This window comes from Streptomyces sp. AC1-42W (assembly GCF_003248355.1).
Classification (GTDB): Bacteria; Actinomycetota; Actinomycetes; order Streptomycetales; family Streptomycetaceae; genus Streptomyces.
In genome coordinates this window covers 2,071,798-2,090,499 of sequence record NZ_QKWY01000001.1, presented here as the reverse complement: position 1 = coordinate 2,090,499, position 18,702 = coordinate 2,071,798, and the positions used below count along the sequence as shown (strand labels likewise).

Here is an 18,702-nt window from a genome sequence, read left to right as displayed (position 1 = left end):
TAGTCCGCCCGGTCCACCGCCGGACGGACGCGGCGGGGTCGCGGGGCGGTGGCGGGGCGCGGAGGCTGGGGGGATGAGCGATCTGGAGCCCCCCGGTGGCGGTCCGGTCCCGCCGCGGCCTCCCCGGCGGCGGATCTGGCCGTGGGTGGTGCTGCTGGTCGCGGTGCTGCTGGCGCTGGCGGCCGGGGCGGTCTCGGCGGTCCTCGCGGACGTGGTCCGCTCGGAGGGCTCGCGGACGGTGCACATCCGGTACGAGGTGACGGGCACCGCGCGGGACGTGGTGCTCACGTACAGCACCTGGCGGGGCGACGAGCTGTCGACCGGGCGGCTGGCGCTGCGTTCGCTGCCGTGGGCCGGGGAGCTGGACACCCGGGGCTTCCTGAGCGGCGGGTCGTTCGAGGTGAGCGTGGGCCGGGGCGGTGGTGACGTGGCGTGCGCGGTGACCGTGGACGGCGGTGCGCGGCGTACGGACGCGGCCTCGGGTGCGTACGCGACGGCCACCTGCGACGGGTACTGAGGGGCGGGCCCCGGATTGCTCCGGGGCCCGCCCGCGGTGTGTCAGCGGCCGTAGCGGATCAGGGCGCGGACCATGCGGCAGGTGGTGTCGGACGGCGGGTGGATGCCGAGGCGCTGGGCGGTGGCGCGTATCCGGGCGTTGTTCGCGGTGGACGGGAGGTAGACGCCGGTGTCGAGCAGGGCGATGGCGAGGCGCATCGCCTTCAGCCGGCGGTTGTGCGAGACGTACCACTCGCGGGGGCGGCCGGCGGGGAGCGGCTTCTTCTTCAGCGGCTGGTGCAGGGGTGTGTGGAGCGGCTTGGTCGTGACTGCGGCAGCGGCCATGGGCAACCTCCTGGCACGGTGGCGGAACTGATCGGAACCCTCACGAACTACCCCCGATTCTACCGCCGGGCACTGACAATCGGCCCTGGTCGGCGGGGCTTTGACCGGTCCTGGAGGGAACCGTCCCGTACGGTGGGTGCCATGGAGATCTGGATCAATCCCGCGTGTTCGAAGTGCCGCGGCGCGATGGATTTGCTCGACGCGGAGGGGGCCGATTACACGGTCCGCCGCTATCTGGAGGATGTGCCCTCGCCGGACGAGATCCGGGCCGTGCTGGAGCGGCTCGGGCTCGAACCGTGGGACATCACGCGGACGGGGGAGGCGGCGGCGAAGGAGCTGGGTATCGCGGACTGGCCGCGTGAGGAGGGCGCGCGGGAGCGGTGGATCACGGCGCTCGCCGGGCATCCGAAGCTGATCCAGCGTCCGATCATCACGGCGGACGACGGCACGGCGGTCGTCGGCCGCTCGGAGGACGCGGTGCGGGACGCGCTGGGGCGCGGGGCGTCCTGACCGGCGGGGTGCCCGCCGTTCCGCCCGGCCCCGCCCGCGCCGGACGCCCCCGCCCGAGCCGCCCGAGCCGCCCGCCCCGCCCGCCGTGCTACCGCGCGGCTTGCGCCGACTCCTCGGCCCCGGCGAGGAGTTCCGTCAGGTGGAGGCCGAACCTTACGTCGCAGGGGTGGGCCTCGCCGGTGCGTGCCGAGGTGATCAGCGCGTCCACCGCCGCCGTGAACGCGTCCACCGCACTGCCCCAGTCCGGCATGGTGACGACGCCGTGCTCGCCCCGCAGGACGAACTCCACGCCGGCCGCGCCCTCCGGGGCGCCCAGGGCGAGCGTCACGGTGCTGGAGGCGCCGGAGGCGTGGCGCAGGACGAGGTTGTACACGTCGGCGGGGCCGCGGGCGGCGGTGAGCGCGGTGACGTCGCCGAGGAGCGGGATCAGGACGGAGAGGGCGTGCGGGCCGACGTCCCAGAGGCCGCCGCGCTCCCGGCGCCAGGGGGACGCGGCGTACGCGCTGTCGCTCCTGGGGTCCCAGAGCGCGCCGAGCCAGTCGGCGCGGGCGGTGAACCAGCCGCCGGTGGCGCTCTGTTCGGCGATCCAGGCGGCGGTGCGCGGGGCGAACCTGAGCGTGCAGAAGACGACGGAGGCCACGTCGGCCCGGGCGGCGGCCTCGGCCACCTCGCGGGCGCCGGCGGCCTCGGTGGCGACGGGCTTGTCCAGGAGCAGGTGGCAGCCGGCCGCGGCGGCGCGGGCCGCGAGGGGGGCCTGCACGTCCGGCGGCAGCGCGAAGGCGACGGCGTCGCTCGCGGCGAACAGTTCGTCGAGCCCGGCGTCACCGGAGTAGGCGGGTACGCCGTACTCCCCGGCCAGTTCACCGGCGGCTTCCGCCCGCCTCCCCCACACTCCGCTGAACACGGTGCCGGGGTGGGCGGCGAGAGCGGGGGCGTGGGTGCTGCGTGCCCAGGGTCCGGTGCCGGCGAGGCCGATGCGCAGGGGGGGCTCGGGTGTCGTCATGGGGACAGTGTGCCGGGTGGGGACGGGGCGGCGGCGCGGCGGGGGTCGCGGCGGAGGGGGCGGCGGAGGCTCGGTAACACGGGGTTCACACGAGGGCAACGGTCGGGAAATCGCGGCTTGCGAAGCTGCACCGCATAGACCGCAGCACCCGTAAAGGATGGCTTCCGTGACGTTCAAGGCTGAGTACATCTGGATCGACGGCACCGAGCCGACCGCCAAGCTCCGTTCGAAGACCAAGATCATGACCGGCGCCCCGTCGTCCGACGTGGCCGCGCTGCCGATCTGGGGCTTCGACGGGTCGAGCACCAACCAGGCCCGGGGGCATGCCTCGGACCGGGTGCTGAAGCCGGTCTTCCTGTGTCCGGACCCGATCCGGGGCGGCGACGACATCCTGGTGCTGTGCGAGGTCTTCGACATCGACATGACGCCGCACCCGTCCAACACCCGTGCCGAACTGCGGCCGGTCGCCGAGCGGTTCGCCGGGCAGGAGGCGATCTTCGGGATCGAGCAGGAGTACACCTTCTTCGACGGCCACCGGCCGCTCGGCTTCCCCGAGGGCGGCTTCCCGGCCGCGCAGGGCGGCTACTACTGCGGGGTCGGCTCGGACGAGATCTTCGGCCGCGAGATCGTCGAGAAGCACCTCGACAACTGTCTGCGGGCGGGCCTGGGCATCTCCGGCATCAACGCCGAGGTCATGCCCGGCCAGTGGGAGTTCCAGGTGGGTCCGCTGTCCCCGCTGGAGGTCTCCGACCAGCTGTGGATCGCCCGGTGGCTGCTCTACCGCACCGCCGAGGACTTCAACGTGTCCGCGACGCTGGACCCGAAGCCGGTCAAGGGCGACTGGAACGGCGCGGGCGCGCACACCAACTTCTCGACGAAGGCGATGCGCGAGGGCTACGACGCGATCATCACCGCCTGCGAGTCGCTGGGCGAGGGCTCGAAGCCGATGGACCACGTGAAGAACTACGGCGCCGGCATCGACGACCGGCTGACCGGTCTGCACGAGACCGCCCCGTGGAACGAGTACAGCTACGGGGTGTCCGACCGGGGCGCCTCGGTGCGTATCCCGTGGCAGGTCGAGCAGGACGGCAAGGGCTACATCGAGGACCGCCGCCCCAACGCCAACGTCGACCCGTACGTCGTCACGCGGCTGATCGTGGACACCTGCTGTGCCGCGCTGGAGAAGGCCGGCCAGGTCTGACCGGCCGCCGCGCCGTCGGAAGGCGACCACCGGGAGGCGTCCGCCGCGAGTCGCGCGGCGGGCGCCTCCCGCGCATGCGCGCCCGGCGCTGTCAGTGGGGTGTGCCAGGCTGGCGCCATGCTCGAAATCAAGGTCGCCACCGAGAACCAGCAGCCCCGCGTCCGCGTGTCCGAGGAGACGCTGAGCGCGTTGGTGCACCGCATCGGCGGAACGCTGGACCACTTCCTGGTGGTCCAGCGGGCTCCGGACATCCCCGGCACCTTCATCCAGGTGTGGCACGAGACGGGCGGCGCCTACGAGTTGGAGCACCGTACGGGTTCGGCGTCGAGCCATGTCCGCGCCGTCCTCGACGATCCGGAGCGGGTCGCGGAGCTGATGACGCGCTGGGCGCGCCAGGAGTCCGGCTGGGACGGGGGCATGGTCTGGGAGAGCGCGGGGATACCGGAGCCGGACCCGGTGCCGGAGCTGCCCGCGGAGATCCGGGAGCAGTTGGAGGCGCGGGTCCGGGAGCTGCTGCGCGGTGGTTACGGGACGGTGTCCACGCTCACCGAGGCCGCCGAGGACTACCTGGTGAAGGACGGGGTGCGGCCGGTGACGCGGGCGCAGGCCAGGCAGTTGGTGGAGCGGCTCTGGCTGGAGCGGGTGGCCGAGCAGCGGCGCTGGGAGGGCGAGACGGACCCGGAGCGGCTGGCGCGGGCGTTCGCCGCGCTGGACTGGGGCGGCATCACCGCCCGCGAGCATTTCACGTGCTGCCGTTCGTGCGGGACGAGCGAGATCCGGGAGGCCGGGCGCGAGGACGCCCGCGGTTTCGTCTTCTTCCACTTCCAGGGCACGGAGAGCGCCGCCGCCGGGCACGGGCTGTCGCTGTACTACGGCGGGTTCGACGGTTCCGGGGAGACGACCGCCGCCGTGGGCCGCGAGGTGGTGGCCGCGCTGGAGGAGGCCGGGTTGACCGCGGAGTGGGACGGTTCGCCGGACCGGGCGATCGGGCTGACGAACCTGGACTGGCGCAAGCGGCTGGTGGGTTAGGAGCCGGCGGAGGGGTGCCGGGTCGCGGGCGGAGGGGCGGGCCGGCGGCCGAGAGCGGTCTGCTGCGGGGCGGGGTTCTCTGCTTCAATGGGGGCATGGCCGGTTTCCCGCACACCTCGACAGGTCGCAGCGACCTGGAACCGTTCTGGCCGTCCCGTCAGCATCACGACTTCGACCGGGTGTGTTGTCGCGCGCCGAGCGCGCCGGCCCTCTAGAGTCCGCACCCGGTCTCGGGTCCGCGCGCGTACGCAGCAAGTCCGTCCGTTCGACGACTCCTCGCGCGAAAGAGCTGACCCCTCATGGCGAACAACCGTTCCTTCTCCGCTGCCGCCGTCCGCCCCTCCTCCCCCACCCGGCACCGATTGCGTGCCGTCGCCCCCGACGAGGCCGTTCAGCAGGCCGATGTGTCCGCGCTGCTCGCGCCGGGCACGACCTGGCTGCCGGCGCCCCAGCACTCCCTGCCCAGCCTGCCGGGCCGGCCGCCGATGGTCGGCTATCTGGTGCTCGTGCCCGCCGACCAGCAGCCCGCCTTCGCCGCTGCCGCCGCCCGGTACGCGGTTCCGGGGCCCGCGCCGGAGGCGGCGGGTCCGGGCCCGGCGGGTTCCGGCGCGGCGGGCGCGGGGCCGGTGGCCATCGACCCGGTGCGCCGCGCCGCCTCGGTGCAGGGGCGGCAGCTCGACCTCACGTACCTGGAGTTCGAGCTGCTGGCCCATCTGGTGGCCCACCCCCACCGTGTCCACACCCGCGACCAGCTGGTGACGACGGTCTGGGGCTACGGGCACGTGGGCGACGGCCGCACCGTGGACGTGCACATCGCCCGGCTGCGCCGCAAGCTGGGCGCCGAGCACCGCCGTTCGATCCAGACGGTGCGCCGGGTCGGGTACAAGTACGCGCCCTGACGGGCGGCGCACGGGGGCGGGCCCCGGTTCCGGTATCACTACCGGGGCCGGGGCCCGTCCTCGTACCGTGCTGGTCAGCGCATCCCCGGCCCGACCGGGGTGGCGGCGGCGACGGGCTCCGGCTCGCTGTGGTCCAGGCTGGGGAGCCGGCCGAGGCCGCGCGGGGTGCGCCAGTTGCGCTCGCCGAGCAGTGCCATCACGGAGGGCAGCAGCACCATCCGTACGACCGTGGCGTCGAGGAGCACCGCGACGGCCAGGCCGACGCCCATCTGCTGCATGTCCTGCATGGACAGGGTCGCGAAGACGGAGAACACCGCCACCATGATCACGGCCGCGCCGGTCACCGCGCCGGCCGTGGCGCGGATGCCCTCGTCGATCGCGGGCCGGGTGGCGAGGCCCCGGCCGCGGGCCTCGCGGATACGGGAGACCACGAAGACGTGGTAGTCCATCGAGAGGCCGAAGAGGACGACGAGGACGAACAGCGGCATCCAGGACTCGACCGCGCCGACGCCCTCCGAGCCGATGAGCCCGGCGCCCCAGCCGTGCTGGAAGACCGCGGTCATCACGCCGTAGGCGGCGCCCACCGACAGCAGGTTGAGCAGGATCGACGTCACGGCGATGACGTAGGAGCGGAAGCAGAACAGCATCAGGAGGAACGTCACGGCGGTGATGAAGAGGAAGACGGGGGCGATGCCGCGCTTGAGCTGGTCGTTGAAGTCGACGGACGTGGCGACCTCACCGGTGACGTAGGCGCGGGCGCCCGTTCCGTCGAAGGCGGCGGACAGCCGGTCCTCGCGCAGGTCGGTGAGGCCCTGCTCGCCGCCGGGGAGCGGCACCTCGAACTCGGCGACGTTCCGCGCCCGGTGGACGGTGACGTCGTCGAAGCCGGCGAGGGCCTTGCGTACGGCGGGGGCGGTGATGTCGTCGGCCTCGACGACGACGTGGGCCGGGGCGGGGCCGCCGGGGAAGGTCTCGCTGATCTGGCGGTAGGCGACGGACAGCGCGGAGTCGGAGCCGAACTGCTTCTCCAGGCCCAGGGATTCGGTCTTCATGCCGACGGCGGGCGCGGCGAGGACCAGCAGGACGGCGACGGAGGCGGCGGCGAAGAGCTTCGGCCGGTTCAGGACGGGGCGCAGTACCCGGCCCGCGAAGCCGCCGCTCTGCTTGCGGCCGCGCTTGCCGCGCCGGTTCAGCAGGGGCACCCGGCCGGCCTCGATGCGGTCGCCGAGCCAGGAGAGCAGGGCGGGCAGCACGGTGACGGAGCCCAGCATGGCGATGAACACGACGGTGATGGTGGCCAGCGCGAAGCCCTTGAAGAGCATCAGGCCGGACAGGAACATGCCGGCCATGGCGACCATGACGGTGAGCCCGGAGACGAGGACGGCGCGGCCGCTGGTGGCGGCGGCGATGCGCAGGGCGGTCTCGGCGTCGCGTCCGGCGGCCCGTTCGTCGCGTTCGCGGCGCAGGTAGAAGAGGCAGTAGTCGACGCCGACGGCGAAGCCCATCAGGAACATCACGGAGTACGTGGTCTGGAAAAGGTGCAGCTGGTGGCTGGCGAGGGAGAGCAGTCCGAAGGCGGCCATGCAGGCGGTGAGGGCGAGGCCCACGGGCAGCAGGGCGGCGACGACGGCGCCGAAGGCGACCAGCAGGATGCCGAGGGCCAGCGGTACGGCGGTGAACTCGGCCTTCTTGAAGTCGTCGGAGAGCAGGTCGCCGAGCCATTTGCCGGCGCTGGCGTCGCCGAACTGGCTGACGGTGATGCCGGAGTGCTTCTCCTGGACCCCGGCGACGGCGTCCAGGACGGGCTGGACGCGGTCGGCCGCGGTGTCGGGGTCGCCCTTCATCTCGAAGGTGATCAGCGCGTCCTTGCGGTCCTCGGAGGGGATCGGGTCCGCGAGGCCGGTGACCTCGCCGGTGTCCTCGACGGCGGTGGCGAGTTCGCGGGCGGCGGCCTTCCAGCCGTCCGGTTCGGCGGACGACACCATGACGAGTTCGCCGGCCCGGTGGGCGAGTCCGGCGTCGGCGAGGATCTGTTCGGCGCGGGCCGAGTCCCCGGCGGTGTTCTCCGCGTTGGTCATCTCGACCATGCCCGAGGCGCCGCCGATGCCCGCGGCGAGTACGACGAAGAGCAGCCAGCCGAGAATGGCCGTCTTGCGGTGGTGTGCGCTCCACACACCGATGCGTGCCGCCAGGTTACGCCTCATGGCGTGTTCGCCCCCTGTTGATGGAAGTGGGTGGAAGTCCGTCGATGTGCCTTCGAATCTAGGGAGGTGCCGAGATCCGCCCCAGCCGGTGAAACCCCCGGTCGCACGGCACGTAGGGCGAGGTGGCGGGGGTGGTGCTGGGTACACCCCCACCGGGTGGGGAACCGGCTGGGACCCGCGGGGTGCGGCGGGTGAGACTGTCTGCGACACGGGGCCGGTACGAGGGCCCGGCGAGGGGAAGAGGAACCGGGATGAACGCGATACGGGGACGGATCGGGTCGGCGCTGCTGGCCGCGTGGCGCGGGCTGCTGATGTCGTTCGCGGCGCTCGTCGGGTCGTGCACGCTGTTCTCGCTGGCGCTGGTCTCGATCGCCATGATTCCGCTGGGCATCGGCCTGCTGACCACGCCGTACCTCCTGGAGGCGGTCCGCAGGCACGCCAATCAGCGCCGGCTGCTGGCGGCCACCTGGTCGGACGTGCGCATCCCGGTCCCGTACCGGCCGATGCCGAAGGATCTGCGCGGCGGGTTCCTCGGGCAGGTGGAGCGGACGACGCTGATGCTGAAGGACCCGGCGACCTGGCGGGACATGCGGTGGATGCTCGTCGACATGACGGCCGGCTACACGGTGGCGGTGTTCGGGGCGGCGCTGCTGCTCTACCCGGTGGAGGGTCTGGTGCTGGCGGCCGGTCTGTGGCGGGTCTTCACGGACGACCGGTACTGGTACGCGTTCGTGCCGGTGGACAGCCAGGCGACGGGGCTGATGGCGGCGGCGCTGGGTGTGGCGATCTTCGCGGTGGGCGTGCTGCTGAGCGAGCGGCTGCTGCGGGCGCACTTCGTGCTGGCCCGTGCCTCGCTGGCCCCCACCGAGAAGCAGGAACTGGCGCTGCGCATCGACCGGTTGACGGAGACCCGGCACGAGGCGGTGGACACGGCCGCGTCCGAGCTGCGGCGCATCGAGCGGGATCTGCACGACGGTGCGCAGGCGCGGCTGGTGGCGATGGGGATGAACCTGGGCACCATCGAGGCGCTGATCGAGAAGGACCCGGCGCAGGCGAAGAAGCTCCTGTCGATGGCCCGTGAGTCGTCGGCGGAGGCGCTGACGGAGCTGCGCGACCTGGTCCGGGGCATCCACCCGCCGGTTCTCGCGGAGCGCGGGCTGGGCGACGCGGTGAAGGCGCTGGCGCTGCGGCTGCCGATCGCGTGCGACGTGGACGTGGAGCTGGCCGGGCGGGCGGAGGCGCCGGTCGAGTCGGCGGCGTACTTCGCGATCAGCGAGGCGCTGACGAACGCGGCGAAGCACTCGGGGGCGGAGCGGATCTGGGTGGACCTGCGCCACGGCGAGGGGGCGCTCAGGTTCTCGGTCACGGACGACGGCCGGGGCGGTGCGACGGTCGGCGGGGGCTCGGGGCTGAGCGGTATCGAACGCAGGCTCGGTACATTCGACGGCGTCATGGCCGTCAGCAGCCCGGCGGGCGGCCCCACCATGGTGACCATGGAGATCCCTTGCGAGTTGTCCTAGCCGAAGACCTCTTCCTGCTGCGCGACGGTCTGGTCCGGATGCTGGAGGCGTACGACTTCGAGATCGCGGCAGCGGTCGAGACCGGGCCGGAACTGTCCAAGGCCCTTGCCGAGCTGGAGCCGGACGTCGCCGTCGTCGACGTCCGGCTCCCGCCGTCGCACACGGACGAGGGGCTGCAGTGCGCGCTGGCGGCCCGGCGGGCGCGGCCCGGACTGCCGGTGCTCGTCCTCTCGCAGCACGTCGAGCAGTTGTACGCGCGCGAGTTGCTGGCGGACGGCAACGGCGGCATCGGCTATCTGCTCAAGGACCGGGTCTTCGACGCGGACCAGTTCATCGACGCGGTGCGCCGGGTCGCGGCCGGCGGCACGGCGATGGACCCGCAGGTCATCTCGCAGCTGCTGACCCGGCGTTCGCAGGACAAGCCGATGGTCGGGCTGACCCCGCGCGAGCGGGAGGTCATGGAGCTGATGGCGCAGGGCCGGTCGAACGCGGCGATCGCCTCGCAGATGGTGATCACGGAGCGGGCGGTGGCCAAGCACACCTCGAACATCTTCGGAAAGCTGGACCTGCCGCCGTCCGACGACGACAACCGCCGCGTGCTGGCCGTGCTGGCCTATCTGGACCGGGGTTAGGGCCGGTCCGGCGGGTCTTCGCGGGACAGGCCCCGGCGCGTCCTCAGCCGTTGAACCAGGACGCCACGTCGAGCCGGAACGCGCCGTCCGGGGCCATGGTGCGCAGGTCGTCCTCCAGGGCGCGGACCCGGTCCGCGCCCAGGGCCAGGACCCACTCGGCGCGCAGCCGGTCGAAGCCCGCCGCCGACCGCGCCAGCACGTCCGTGCCCCGCGCGGTCAGCCGGACCAGCTTGCGGCGCCCGTCGTCCGGGTCGTCGGCGCGCTCCACGTAGCCGAGGCTCTCCAGCCGGTCGACGGTCTTGCCGGCGGCCTGCTTGGAGACGCCGAGGCGGCGGCCGATCTCGCTGGCGGTCGCTCCGCGCAGGCCCACGGCCTGGAGGGCGTAGCCGTACGCGGGCCGCATGTCGGGGTGGCCCTCCTCGGCCAGTTCGCGGTGGAGCGCGTCGATCACCGACCGGAAGCCCGCGAACAGCAGCAGCGGCAGCTCGAAGCCCCGCCCCTCCACACCGGGCCCCTCCTCGCCGGGGCGCACCCCGCCGTGCCCGCCCGGAGCCTCAGCCATTGCGAAACCCGACAACCTGGTTTACGTTTTCGTCAATCACGTTGTCGAGTTTACCCGAGAGGCCCCGCCATGCCCGCGACCGCCTTCCCCGACCACACCCACGCGTCCGCCCCCGCCGCCGCCCGCCCCGCCCTGGCCGCCATCGAGGGCAAGCAGGGCTTCCTGCCGTCGGCCGCCGCCCGGATGGCCACCTCGCCCGAGGTGCTGGGCGGCTTCCTGAAGATGAACGCCCTCTTCGAGTCCACCAGCCTGGACCGGCTCTCCCGCGAAGTGCTGAGCATGACCATGGCCACCCGGAACGGCTGCCACATCTGCGTGGCGATGCACACCGGGATACTCACCGCCCTGGACGCCGACCCCGCCCTGATCGCCGCCCTGCGCGAGGCCGCCCCGCTCGGCGACGAACGGCTGGAGGCCCTGCGGCGGTTCGTCCTCGCGGTCCTCGCGACGAACGGAGCGGTGGGCGGGGACGCGCTCGACGCGTTCACGGCACACGGCTACACCGCGCGCAACGCGCTGGAGGTGACCCTCGGCATCGCCACCTACACCCTGTCCACGCTGGCCAACCGGATGACGGGCGCGCCGGTGGACGGGCCGCTGACCCGGTTCGCCTGACCGCCTCGGGGCGACCGCTCCGGGGCTCCCAAAGTGACCATCGCATCATTCGCTCGTTCAGCTGACTGTGCGCCCATCGCCAGAGCCACCGTCAGCCCTCCCCCCGCCCGGCGCGGAGCAGGCCGAGGCCGCGCTGATCGAGCACTATCCGCGCCTGGTGCGGATCGGCTACCTCCTGCTGCCGCCCTCGCCGGGCCGCGGCCGGCGCGTCCTCGCCGCCCACGCCCTCGCCCAGCGCTCCCTCCAGGCGGCGCACCGGGCCGGCTCCGCCACCGTCCCGCTCCCCCGCCGCCCCGGCCGCGACGAAGCCGCCGGCCCCGGCTACGCCTTCGTACGCCACCAGGTGCTGCGCCGGGCCCTGGCCGCGCGCCGCACCCCCCGGCTGCCGCCCCCGCTGCCCACGGTCTGGGGGCTGCGCCTGCTCCCGCATCCGGGCGGCGCCGGTGAACTCGCCCTGGAACGCGAACTGGCCGCGCTCGGCCCGCCCGCCCGCGCCGCCTTCGTACTTCGCGGCCTCGACGGGCTCACGGACGGGGAGATCCGGCGGGAGCTGGCCGCCGCCGGGGTGAGCGACCCGCACGCCGCGCTGGTCGAGGCGGACGGCGTGCGGGCCGGCCACGCGCTGCTGGGGTCACCGGAGTTCGACCCCTGCTCGCTCCAGGCCCGGCCGCCCGATCTGCCGCGCCGCCGCCGCAGGGCCAGGGCCGCCTGCGCGGCCGCCGCCGCAGGGCCAGGGCCGCCTGCGCGGCCGCCGCCGCGCTGTTGGTGTGCGGGGCGCTCCTCGGCCTGCCCGGCGGCGGCTGGGGGCACCGCGCGCCGTCCGCCCCGCCGTACGCGCGCAATCCGGCGGCCGAAGCGGCCCTGGACCCGGCCGCGCTGCGCCGCGTACCGGCGGCGTACTGGCAGCGGTCGCCGCGCCGGGACTTCACCGTCTGGCCCGCGCGCGGCGACCGCACCGGGGACGTCCGGCTGCTGCGGCGGGCCCTGCGGACGTGGGCCGGGCCGGGCGCCGGGGTGCGCACGTCGGCGACGCCGGGCACCCCGGTGGGCCCGCCGATGGGGCCGCCGCAACTGCTGTACGCGGGCGAGGTGGGCGGCTCCGCGGTGGTGCTGTTCCACGACGGGCTGCGCGTCGTGCGGTACGCGGAGCCGGGCGACGCCGGCCGGGGCCGGGGCGCCGCCCTGGACTTCGCCCGCGTGGACGGGGCCGACGAGGCGTCGTCGGGCGCCCTGGTGGTGGCCCGGACCGACGACGGGGTGCGCTATCTGACGGCGCCCTGGGTGCGGGCGGTCCGGGTGCGGGACCTGCTGGCGCCGGAGGGGGCCGCGCGGGCGGTGCCGCGCTCGACGGACGGGGTGACGGGCGCGCTGGCCGACCCGGCCGCGGCGACCGGCTGCCGGTCCTGGGAGGCCGTCGAGCTGACCGGACCCGCCGGCGCGCCGGTGCGGCTGGTCACGGACCTGGGCGAACCGGCCCCGGCCCGGCTGACCTCGGGCGCCCCCGGCGCGCCGCACGACGTCACCGGGCGGGCCGCGCGGGAGAGCTGGGCGCGCGCCGCGTGCCTGCTCCGGGAGGCCCGGTCGCACGGCGTGCGCGCGGTCAACTCCTGGACGTACGCCCGGCAGCCGCTGCCCGAGGACGGTGGCACGGCGCGCTGGCTGTGCACCCGCGCGGAGACCTGGCGGGGTGCGGGCAGCCGGGTCGTCGCCCAGTTCCAGGACCCGTCCGAACGGGCCCCGGTCCCGGGCACGGTGGCGGCCCGCGCCGAGGACTCCCCCGCCTGCGGGGTGCGTGCCCCGCGCGTCCTGGCGGGCGTGCTGTGGCAGTCGCCGGGCGGCCGGTGGTACGTACTGGCGGCGGGCAGCGGGGAGTTCGCGTCGCTGTCCACCTCGGGCGGGGTGACGGGCGAGGCGCGGGGGCGGCTGCTCGCGGTGCCCGCCGAGGAGGGCGACCGGCCCCGGCTGCGCGGCCGGCTGGAGGACGGCGGCCGGGTGGACGCGCTGCACTGAACCGCAGGTCCGGGCCGGTGCGTTCGCCCGGGGAGCGAGGGGCCCGGTCCGCCGCGCCGGACCCACCGGTCGGTACGCTGGGGGCATGACGACCGGGGTGCGGCGCAGGATGGGCGTCGAGGAGCGCAGGCAGCAGCTGATCGGCGTCGCGCTGGAGTTGTTCAGCCGCCGCTCGCCCGACGAGGTGTCGATCGACGAGATCGCGGCGGCCGCCGGCATCTCCCGGCCGCTGGTCTACCACTACTTCCCGGGCAAGCAGAGCCTGTACGAGGCGGCGCTGGGCCGGGCGGCCGACGAGCTGGCGGCCAGGTTCCTGGAGCCGCGCGAAGGGCCGCTGGGCGCCCGGCTGCTGCGGGTGATGGGCCGGTTCTTCGACTTCGTGGAGGAGCACGGGCCCGGTTTCGCGGCGCTGATGCGGGGCGGCCCGGCCGTGGGCTCCTCCACGGCGAACGCCATGATCGACGGGGTGCGCCAGGCGGCCTGCGCGCAGATCCTGGCCCATCTGGACGTGGCCGCGCCGTCGGCCCGGCTGGAGCTGGTCGTCCGTTCCTGGGTGTCGCTCGCCGAGTCCACGGCGCTGCTCTGGCTGGACGGGCGGCGGGTGCCCCGGGCGGAGCTGGAGCTGCAACTCGTGCACGACTTCGCCGCGCTGGCCGCCGTAAGCGCGGCGTACGACGAGGAGATGGCGGGCATCGTGCTGCGGGTGCTGGCGGAGGAGCCGGCGGACGGCCCCTTCGGCGACCTGCTGAACCGGCTCTCCGCCCTGGCCCCGGCCGTCCCGGCGGTCCCGGCCCAGCGGCTGCCGTAACGGCCCCGGACCGCGCGGCGCGGCGGGGCCGGTCCCCGTGCGGTCAGGCCTTGCGGTAGGAGGCGTCCAGGTCACGGGCCTCGGCCGACAGGTGCAGGGCCGGGCCCGCGACGGCGCGGAGGTGGCCGGCCGGCCTTCCCCGTACCCGCGAGCGCGCACAACAGGGCTCCACCATGTGGGCGCGGGCGCCGCCCCACCGGCACCGCGGCACCGGCTTCTACGTCAGCAGTTCGCCGTGCAGGGCGAGGGCCAGGCCCGCCTCCGCGCTGTCGGAGCGGCCCTGTTCGAAGGCGCGCCGGTACGCCGCGTCGCCCACGGCCTCGCGGGCGCGCCGTTCGCAGGCCTCGCGGACCGGGCCCAGTTCGGGGGTGCCGCGCTGGGGGTGGCCGACCATGCGCCAGTAGACCTGTCCGGTGCCGTAGACCCGGGCGGCCCTGGCCCCTTCGCCCTGGGCGGCGATGGCGGCGGCCAGGACGTCCAGGCCGAGGGCGATGCCGAAGCGGTCGCGGAGCCGGTGCTTGCCGGCGAGCATGGCCCGCGCGTGCGCGGCGGCGGGGGCGGCGCGGCCCTGGAGCAGGGCGATCAGGGCCAGTTGGTAGTCCACGTAGGAGCGGGTCCAGCACTCGTCCTGGGCCTCGCAGGCGGCGCGCAGCACGACGGCCGCCGACGCCGCCTCCTCCAGCCGGCCGAGTCCGGTGAGGGCGAAGACGGTGATGAGGTGGCAGCGCAGCCGGTAGGCGGCTTCGAGCCGGCTGCCGGAGCCGGTGGCGCGCAGCACCCGCTGGGCCTCGCGCAGCCCCTTCTCGGGCTCGCCGGTCATCAGATGGGTGAGCCCGCGCAGATAGGCGGCGGCGAGGACGCCCTCGTCGGTGCCGTCCGCCGCGGCCGACCGTACGCACTCCTCGCCGATCCGTTCGGCGGCCGGGTAGTCGCCCTGGAGCAGGACGCAGATGCCGAGGACCCACAGGACGCGGGTGCGGTGGGGGCCGCCGGCCGGTCCGGAGTCCAGGGCGCGCTGGGCGTAGCCGCGGGTCTGCGGCAGGTGGCCGCAGCAGCACCAGAAGAAGCCGATGCGGCCGGCCATCTCCTGGGCGGCGGCCGGGTCGTGGGCGAGGAGGTGGTCGAGGGCGGCGCACAGGTCGGCGTGCGCGTCGGCGATGCGGTGGTACCAGTGGATCTGGTCGTCGCCGGTCCAGCCGGCGTGGGCGTTGCGGGCGAGGCGGAGGAAGCAGGCGGCGTGCCGGTCGGCGGCGGAGCGTTCCTCGCCGAGTTCGGCGAGCCACATCCGGCCGTACTCGCGCAGTGTGTCGAGCATGCGGTGGCGGGTGCCGTCGCGGGTGATGACGGACTTGGCGGTCAGGCCGCGCAGGGCGGTGCGCACGCCGTCCTCGCCGAGCGGGCCGCCGGCGCAGACGGCGACGGCGGTGGCCTCGTCGAAGTCGCCGCGCAGGACGGTCAGCCGGGCCCACAGCAGCCGTTCCAGCGGGGTGCACAGTTCGTGGGACCAGCCGATGGTGGTGCGCAGGGTGCGGTGTCGGACGGGGCGCAGGCTCGCGTCGGCGAAGACGTCGAGGCGGGAGCCGAGGCGGTGGGCGATCTCCTGGACGCTCTGCCGGCCGACCGCGGCGGCGGCGAGTTCGATGGCGAGCGGGATGCCTTCGAGGCGGCGGCAGATGTCGGCGGCGGCCTCGGCGGTGCCGGGTTCGCGGAACGGGGTGGCGGGGGCGGCGGCCGTGGCCCGTTCCCGGAAGAGGGTGAGGGCGTCGGCGACGCCGTCCACGGGCAGCGGGTCGACCTCGACGAGCTGTTCGCCACGCAGGTCGAGGGGCTGGCGGCTGGTGGCCAGGACGGTGAGGCCGGGCGAGGTGGTGAGGATCTCGCCGAGGAGGTGGGCGCAGGCGGGGCGCAGGTGTTCGCAGGAGTCCAGGACGAGCAGGAGCTGCTTGTCGGCGAGCCATTCGCACAGCACGTCCATGGGGTTGCGCAGGGTGTGGTCGCTGAGGCCGACCGCGTCGGAGACGGTGGCGAGGAGCAGTTCGTCGTCGTGCAGGGGGGCGAGGTCGGCCCACCACACGCCGTCGCGGTAGGAGGTCGCGGCGCGGCGGGCGGCGCGCAGGGCGAGCCGGGTCTTGCCGACTCCTCCGGTGCCGGTGAGGGTGGTCAGCCGGCCGGTGGCGAGGGCGTGTTCGAGACCGGTCAGCTCGGCCGTCCGTCCGACAAAGCTGGTGGTCTCCTCGGGGATGTTGCTGACCATCGTCACCGTCGCTGCACAGGTGGGTCGGCCGGTCCCGGCCCCCGCGTCCGCGCGGTCCGGCGAGGAGGGACGCCGGGTCGTGTGCCGGGGGCCGGGACCGGCCGGGTGGAGTGGAAGGCGTGCCCAGGGGGTGCGAGGTGCGGCACCCCCTGGACGGCTGCCCCATACGGTAGTCCTGATATCGGTCAGCGCAGGGTGAATACCGCCACTGTGCGTCCCGGAACGGTGAAGCTTCCCGAACTCCGCTCGTACGAGGAGCGCTTGACGGTAGAATCCGCGCCCTTCGCCTGGACGGGGTGCAGGGTGTACTTCTGGCCGGCCAGTGCGGCGATCTTCTGGGTGGTGGTGCCGAGGGCGGCGTTGAAACGGTCTCGTCCTTGCCGGAGAGCGGCAAGGAGAGCCGGGACCGCGCCCGGGCGGCGGAGGAGAGGCCGAAGTCCTTCTCGGTGCCGCGGATGGTGAGCAGGTCCCGGTAGGCGGCCGCGGTGCCGTTGATCTGCGCGCAGCCCGGGGTGATCCTCGGGTTGGCCAGCAGCGGCGCGGCGTACGGCCACTTGGGCTCGTTATCCGCGCCCGAAAGCGGGCGTCGTCGGCCCGCCGGACCGCCTCTCACCGGAACCCGGGCAGAGGCCCCGTGGGATCCCGGCCTGGCGGACGCGTTGCGGGAGGCGGGGGTGCGGGTGGAGGAGGAGGCGGTGCTGGACGAGCTGCTGACCGGTCTCGGGTGAGACGCGCTCGCGTCACCGGGCCTCTTCTTCGGCCGGACCGGCATGCGGGGAGCCCCGTATGCCGCCGACACCGAGCCCGGTGCGGCTGCGGGCGTTGGCCTCGGCGACGCGGGCGCTCAGCAGCTCAGCCGGGTCGAGGGGCCGTAGGCGGTCCGGGTCGGCGTCCCACTCGCGGCCACCGCCGAGCGGGCGGAGCTGGAGCCAGGGGCCCTCGTGGCCCATCACCAGGCCCACCCGGCCGCTTCCGGCGTCGTGCACGGCCGTCCCGACCCGGGGGACGCCGTCCTCGGTCACCCGGCCGCCCCGTTCCTGATCACTTCGGCGAGGGCGTGTGCGACGGGGGCGGAGCAGACGCCGAGGTGGACGAGGGCGTAGTCGGCCGGCCGGGCGGGGCCCTCACCCTCCGCTTCCGGCCACGGAGTACGTACGTCCATCGCGGGCAGCTGGACGCCGGCGGCGGTCAGGGCGGCGGCGAGGGCGTCACGGGCGGCCAGCGCCTCCCGGAGCTTGGGCGACCTGCGGGGGAGGTGCGGCTTCTGCGACGGCGAGGTCATGGCGGTTCTTCTTCCTTCGGGTGTTCTTCCGTGAATTCCGCTGTCCGCCCCCACGACCGGTACTACGGTGCGTGAGGGGGCTGTTACGAGGATGGCCCCGTCGGAGCTGTGACACACCGGGGGCGGAGGCTGCCTCCCCGACGGGTGAGCCACGTTCCACACGTTCCACGGAGGGCGAGATGCCGACGAGGCGGGCGGTCACGGGCCGCAGCAGGGAACCACGGGCACGGTTCGCGGAGGAGCTGCGGCGTCTGCGTACCGCGCGCGGCGACAGTCTGCGGCAGCTCGGCGAACGGCTGGGATGGGACTGGTCGTTGTTCGGCAAGATGGAGAAGGGCGAGACGGTCGGCGGACCCGAGGTCGTGGAGGCGCTCGACCAGCACTACGGGACACCGGGGCTGCTGCTGGCGCTGTGGGAGCTGGCCATCAGCGACCAGACGCAGTTCAAGGAGCGGTACCGGCGGTACATGGCCCTGGAGGCGGAGGCGACGAGCCTGTGGCACTTCGCCGTGAGTGTCGTGCCGGGGCTGTTGCAGACACCCGGCTACGCGCGGGAGTTGCTTGCGGCCGGTGGCTTCAAAGGGGCTGCCCTGGACCAACAGGTCGAGGCCAGGATGGGGCGGCAGGGGCTGCTGGCAGCGGATGACTCGCCGCCCTTCCGTACCATTCTCTCGGAGGCAGTGCTCCGGACGGCCCTGCGAAGTTCGCAGGAGTGGCGAAAGCAACTTGAATACCTCGCCGAGGCGGGGGAGCAGCCGAACCTGACGCTGCAAGTTCTGCCTCAGACGGCCGGACTGCACGGCTTGTCGAGCACCGATGTCTGGTTTCTCCGATTGCAGGACACTCGTACGGTGGCGTACACGGAGCACGGGTACGGCGGGGAGCTGCATGAGGAGAGCGCTACGGTGGAGCGCATGCAGCGTGCGTACGATGCAACGCGCGACCTGGCGCTTTCCCCTGCCGAGTCACGAAAATTCATCTTGCGTATGTTGGAGGAACTGCCGTGCGAACCATCGATCTGAGCACCGCGACCTGGCACAAGAGCAGCCACAGCAACCAGGACGGTGGCGCGTGCGTCGAGGTTTCCCACAGCTTCGCCGACGTCGTCCCCGTCCGTGACAGCAAGCACCAGGGCGGCCCCGCCCTCACCTTCACCGCGGCCGACTGGTCGTCGTTCGTGTCCGCCGTGAAGGACGGAACCGTGGGCGCCTGAGCCGCGCGCGTCAAGCGACGCGAGCCGATGATCCCCTTGCCGTCCGCGCCGTCCTTGGCGGGCGTGAGCGCGTCGAGTGCCTTGCGGACGGCGAGGGTGTTGGTCTTGGGGTGGTGGCCC

20 protein-coding genes and 2 pseudogenes are annotated in these 18,702 nt (G+C 74.1%); 13 read left to right on the top strand and 9 right to left on the bottom strand.

The window, feature by feature from the left end; translation table 11 throughout:
* Window positions 1-73 precede the first annotated feature (73 nt).
* Window positions 74-517, top strand: coding sequence for a hypothetical protein (locus tag DNK56_RS09560; RefSeq protein ID WP_111332377.1), 444 nt, complete (start codon window positions 74-76; stop codon window positions 515-517).
* Window positions 518-558: 41 nt separating this feature from the next.
* Here DNK56_RS09560 and DNK56_RS09555 read toward each other — a convergent pair whose 3' ends face one another.
* The gene (locus DNK56_RS09555; RefSeq protein ID WP_111332375.1) at window positions 559-840 is read right to left on the bottom strand and encodes a hypothetical protein; all 282 of its coding nucleotides are present in this window, start codon (window positions 838-840) and stop codon (window positions 559-561) included.
* Between the two features lie 141 nt (window positions 841-981).
* On the opposite strand from DNK56_RS09555, the gene DNK56_RS09550 reads away from it, so the two are divergent.
* Entirely contained in the window at window positions 982-1,350 is a 369-nt protein-coding gene (locus DNK56_RS09550) for an arsenate reductase family protein (RefSeq protein WP_111332373.1), read from the top strand.
* Window positions 1,351-1,438: 88 nt separating this feature from the next.
* On the opposite strand, the gene DNK56_RS09545 is transcribed toward DNK56_RS09550, so the two are convergent.
* A complete protein-coding gene (locus tag DNK56_RS09545) occupies window positions 1,439-2,353 on the bottom strand; it encodes a Gfo/Idh/MocA family protein (protein ID WP_111332371.1) in 915 nt (304 codons plus the stop codon).
* 166 nt (window positions 2,354-2,519) lie between these two features.
* Here DNK56_RS09545 and glnII point away from each other — a divergent pair, with 166 nt between their 5' ends.
* From glnII to DNK56_RS09525, 3 genes are all read left to right on the top strand, one after another.
* Window positions 2,520-3,554, top strand: a complete 1,035-nt coding sequence (gene glnII / locus DNK56_RS09540; RefSeq protein WP_111332369.1) for a glutamine synthetase — start codon at window positions 2,520-2,522, stop codon at window positions 3,552-3,554.
* Window positions 3,555-3,671: 117 nt separating this feature from the next.
* Complete coding sequence (locus DNK56_RS09535) at window positions 3,672-4,583, top strand: DUF6891 domain-containing protein (RefSeq protein WP_111332367.1); 912 nt, start codon at window positions 3,672-3,674, stop codon at window positions 4,581-4,583.
* A 299-nt stretch (window positions 4,584-4,882) separates the two neighbouring features.
* Entirely contained in the window at window positions 4,883-5,482 is a 600-nt protein-coding gene (locus DNK56_RS09525) for a winged helix-turn-helix domain-containing protein (RefSeq protein ID WP_111332363.1), read from the top strand.
* Between the two features lie 74 nt (window positions 5,483-5,556).
* Here the strand turns inward: DNK56_RS09525 and DNK56_RS09520 are convergent, their stop codons facing one another.
* On the bottom strand, window positions 5,557-7,686 hold the full coding sequence (locus DNK56_RS09520) for an MMPL family transporter (protein WP_199563808.1): 2,130 nt from the start codon (window positions 7,684-7,686) through the stop codon (window positions 5,557-5,559).
* Between the two features lie 251 nt (window positions 7,687-7,937).
* Between DNK56_RS09520 and DNK56_RS09515 the strand changes: the two genes are divergently transcribed.
* Both DNK56_RS09515 and DNK56_RS09510 read left to right on the top strand, forming a co-directional pair.
* Window positions 7,938-9,206: a sensor histidine kinase gene (locus DNK56_RS09515; protein WP_111332359.1), complete on the top strand. Its 1,269-nt coding sequence runs from the start codon at window positions 7,938-7,940 to the stop codon at window positions 9,204-9,206.
* The gene (locus DNK56_RS09510) at window positions 9,191-9,838 is read left to right on the top strand and encodes a LuxR C-terminal-related transcriptional regulator (protein ID WP_111332357.1); all 648 of its coding nucleotides are present in this window, start codon (window positions 9,191-9,193) and stop codon (window positions 9,836-9,838) included. Before DNK56_RS09515 ends, DNK56_RS09510 begins: the two co-directional genes overlap by 16 nt.
* Window positions 9,839-9,881: 43 nt before the next feature.
* Here the strand turns inward: DNK56_RS09510 and DNK56_RS09505 are convergent, their stop codons facing one another.
* Entirely contained in the window at window positions 9,882-10,400 is a 519-nt protein-coding gene (locus tag DNK56_RS09505; protein WP_241989826.1) for a MarR family winged helix-turn-helix transcriptional regulator, read from the bottom strand.
* 69 nt (window positions 10,401-10,469) lie between these two features.
* Here DNK56_RS09505 and DNK56_RS09500 point away from each other — a divergent pair, with 69 nt between their 5' ends.
* The 3 genes and pseudogenes from DNK56_RS09500 to DNK56_RS09490 all read left to right on the top strand — a co-directional run bounded on the left by DNK56_RS09500 (window position 10,470) and on the right by DNK56_RS09490 (window position 13,833).
* On the top strand, window positions 10,470-11,015 hold the full coding sequence (locus tag DNK56_RS09500; RefSeq protein WP_111332355.1) for a carboxymuconolactone decarboxylase family protein: 546 nt from the start codon (window positions 10,470-10,472) through the stop codon (window positions 11,013-11,015).
* A gap of 67 nt (window positions 11,016-11,082) precedes the next feature.
* Window positions 11,083-13,025, top strand: a pseudogene (locus DNK56_RS09495) (hypothetical protein).
* An 85-nt stretch (window positions 13,026-13,110) separates the two neighbouring features.
* On the top strand, window positions 13,111-13,833 hold the full coding sequence (locus DNK56_RS09490; RefSeq protein ID WP_111332353.1) for a TetR/AcrR family transcriptional regulator: 723 nt from the start codon (window positions 13,111-13,113) through the stop codon (window positions 13,831-13,833).
* A 43-nt stretch (window positions 13,834-13,876) separates the two neighbouring features.
* Here the strand turns inward: DNK56_RS09490 and DNK56_RS36445 are convergent, their stop codons facing one another.
* From DNK56_RS36445 to DNK56_RS09475, 3 genes and pseudogenes are all read right to left on the bottom strand, one after another.
* A complete protein-coding gene (locus DNK56_RS36445) occupies window positions 13,877-14,008 on the bottom strand; it encodes a hypothetical protein (RefSeq protein WP_274543575.1) in 132 nt (43 codons plus the stop codon).
* 42 nt (window positions 14,009-14,050) lie between these two features.
* The gene (locus DNK56_RS09480; protein WP_111332351.1) at window positions 14,051-16,087 is read right to left on the bottom strand and encodes an ATP-binding protein; all 2,037 of its coding nucleotides are present in this window, start codon (window positions 16,085-16,087) and stop codon (window positions 14,051-14,053) included.
* Window positions 16,088-16,272: 185 nt separating this feature from the next.
* Window positions 16,273-16,694 (bottom strand): annotated as a pseudogene (locus tag DNK56_RS09475) (alpha-1,6-glucosidase domain-containing protein); the annotation flags it as partial.
* On the opposite strand from DNK56_RS09475, the gene DNK56_RS09470 reads away from it, so the two are divergent.
* Entirely contained in the window at window positions 16,600-16,815 is a 216-nt protein-coding gene (locus tag DNK56_RS09470; RefSeq protein ID WP_241989825.1) for a DUF2399 domain-containing protein, read from the top strand. The pseudogene DNK56_RS09475 and the gene DNK56_RS09470 overlap by 95 nt on opposite strands.
* A 12-nt stretch (window positions 16,816-16,827) precedes the next feature.
* Here the strand turns inward: DNK56_RS09470 and DNK56_RS09465 are convergent, their stop codons facing one another.
* The gene (locus tag DNK56_RS09465; protein WP_111332347.1) at window positions 16,828-17,109 is read right to left on the bottom strand and encodes a hypothetical protein; all 282 of its coding nucleotides are present in this window, start codon (window positions 17,107-17,109) and stop codon (window positions 16,828-16,830) included.
* Entirely contained in the window at window positions 17,106-17,369 is a 264-nt protein-coding gene (locus DNK56_RS09460; RefSeq protein ID WP_111332345.1) for a hypothetical protein, read from the bottom strand. The genes DNK56_RS09465 and DNK56_RS09460 overlap by 4 nt, the downstream gene beginning before the upstream one ends.
* 179 nt (window positions 17,370-17,548) lie before the next feature.
* Between DNK56_RS09460 and DNK56_RS09455 the strand changes: the two genes are divergently transcribed.
* Together DNK56_RS09455 and DNK56_RS09450 are read left to right on the top strand one after the other, a co-directional pair.
* Window positions 17,549-18,391, top strand: a complete 843-nt coding sequence (locus DNK56_RS09455) for a helix-turn-helix domain-containing protein (protein ID WP_111332343.1) — start codon at window positions 17,549-17,551, stop codon at window positions 18,389-18,391.
* Window positions 18,373-18,582: a DUF397 domain-containing protein gene (locus tag DNK56_RS09450; protein ID WP_111332341.1), complete on the top strand. Its 210-nt coding sequence runs from the start codon at window positions 18,373-18,375 to the stop codon at window positions 18,580-18,582. The genes DNK56_RS09455 and DNK56_RS09450 overlap by 19 nt, the downstream gene beginning before the upstream one ends.
* Window positions 18,583-18,702 lie beyond the last annotated feature (120 nt).

Excerpts from the sequence above, each read along its gene's own strand:
- DNK56_RS09560 (WP_111332377.1), top strand. The coding sequence starts at position 74 with ATGAGCGATCTGGAGCCCCCCGGTGGCGGTCCGGTCCCGCCGCGGCCT.
- DNK56_RS09555 (WP_111332375.1), bottom strand. The coding sequence starts at position 840 with ATGGCCGCTGCCGCAGTCACGACCAAGCCGCTCCACACACCCCTGCAC.
- DNK56_RS09550 (WP_111332373.1), top strand. The coding sequence starts at position 982 with ATGGAGATCTGGATCAATCCCGCGTGTTCGAAGTGCCGCGGCGCGATG.
- DNK56_RS09545 (WP_111332371.1), bottom strand. The coding sequence starts at position 2,353 with ATGACGACACCCGAGCCCCCCCTGCGCATCGGCCTCGCCGGCACCGGA.
- DNK56_RS09535 (WP_111332367.1), top strand. The coding sequence starts at position 3,672 with ATGCTCGAAATCAAGGTCGCCACCGAGAACCAGCAGCCCCGCGTCCGC.
- DNK56_RS09525 (WP_111332363.1), top strand. The coding sequence starts at position 4,883 with ATGGCGAACAACCGTTCCTTCTCCGCTGCCGCCGTCCGCCCCTCCTCC.
- DNK56_RS09520 (WP_199563808.1), bottom strand. The coding sequence starts at position 7,686 with ATGAGGCGTAACCTGGCGGCACGCATCGGTGTGTGGAGCGCACACCAC.
- DNK56_RS09515 (WP_111332359.1), top strand. The coding sequence starts at position 7,938 with ATGAACGCGATACGGGGACGGATCGGGTCGGCGCTGCTGGCCGCGTGG.
- DNK56_RS09505 (WP_241989826.1), bottom strand. The coding sequence starts at position 10,400 with ATGGCTGAGGCTCCGGGCGGGCACGGCGGGGTGCGCCCCGGCGAGGAG.
- DNK56_RS09500 (WP_111332355.1), top strand. The coding sequence starts at position 10,470 with ATGCCCGCGACCGCCTTCCCCGACCACACCCACGCGTCCGCCCCCGCC.
- DNK56_RS09490 (WP_111332353.1), top strand. The coding sequence starts at position 13,111 with ATGACGACCGGGGTGCGGCGCAGGATGGGCGTCGAGGAGCGCAGGCAG.
- DNK56_RS36445 (WP_274543575.1), bottom strand. The coding sequence starts at position 14,008 with ATGGTGGAGCCCTGTTGTGCGCGCTCGCGGGTACGGGGAAGGCCGGCC.
- DNK56_RS09480 (WP_111332351.1), bottom strand. The coding sequence starts at position 16,087 with ATGGTCAGCAACATCCCCGAGGAGACCACCAGCTTTGTCGGACGGACG.
- DNK56_RS09460 (WP_111332345.1), bottom strand. The coding sequence starts at position 17,369 with ATGACCTCGCCGTCGCAGAAGCCGCACCTCCCCCGCAGGTCGCCCAAG.
- DNK56_RS09455 (WP_111332343.1), top strand. The coding sequence starts at position 17,549 with ATGCCGACGAGGCGGGCGGTCACGGGCCGCAGCAGGGAACCACGGGCA.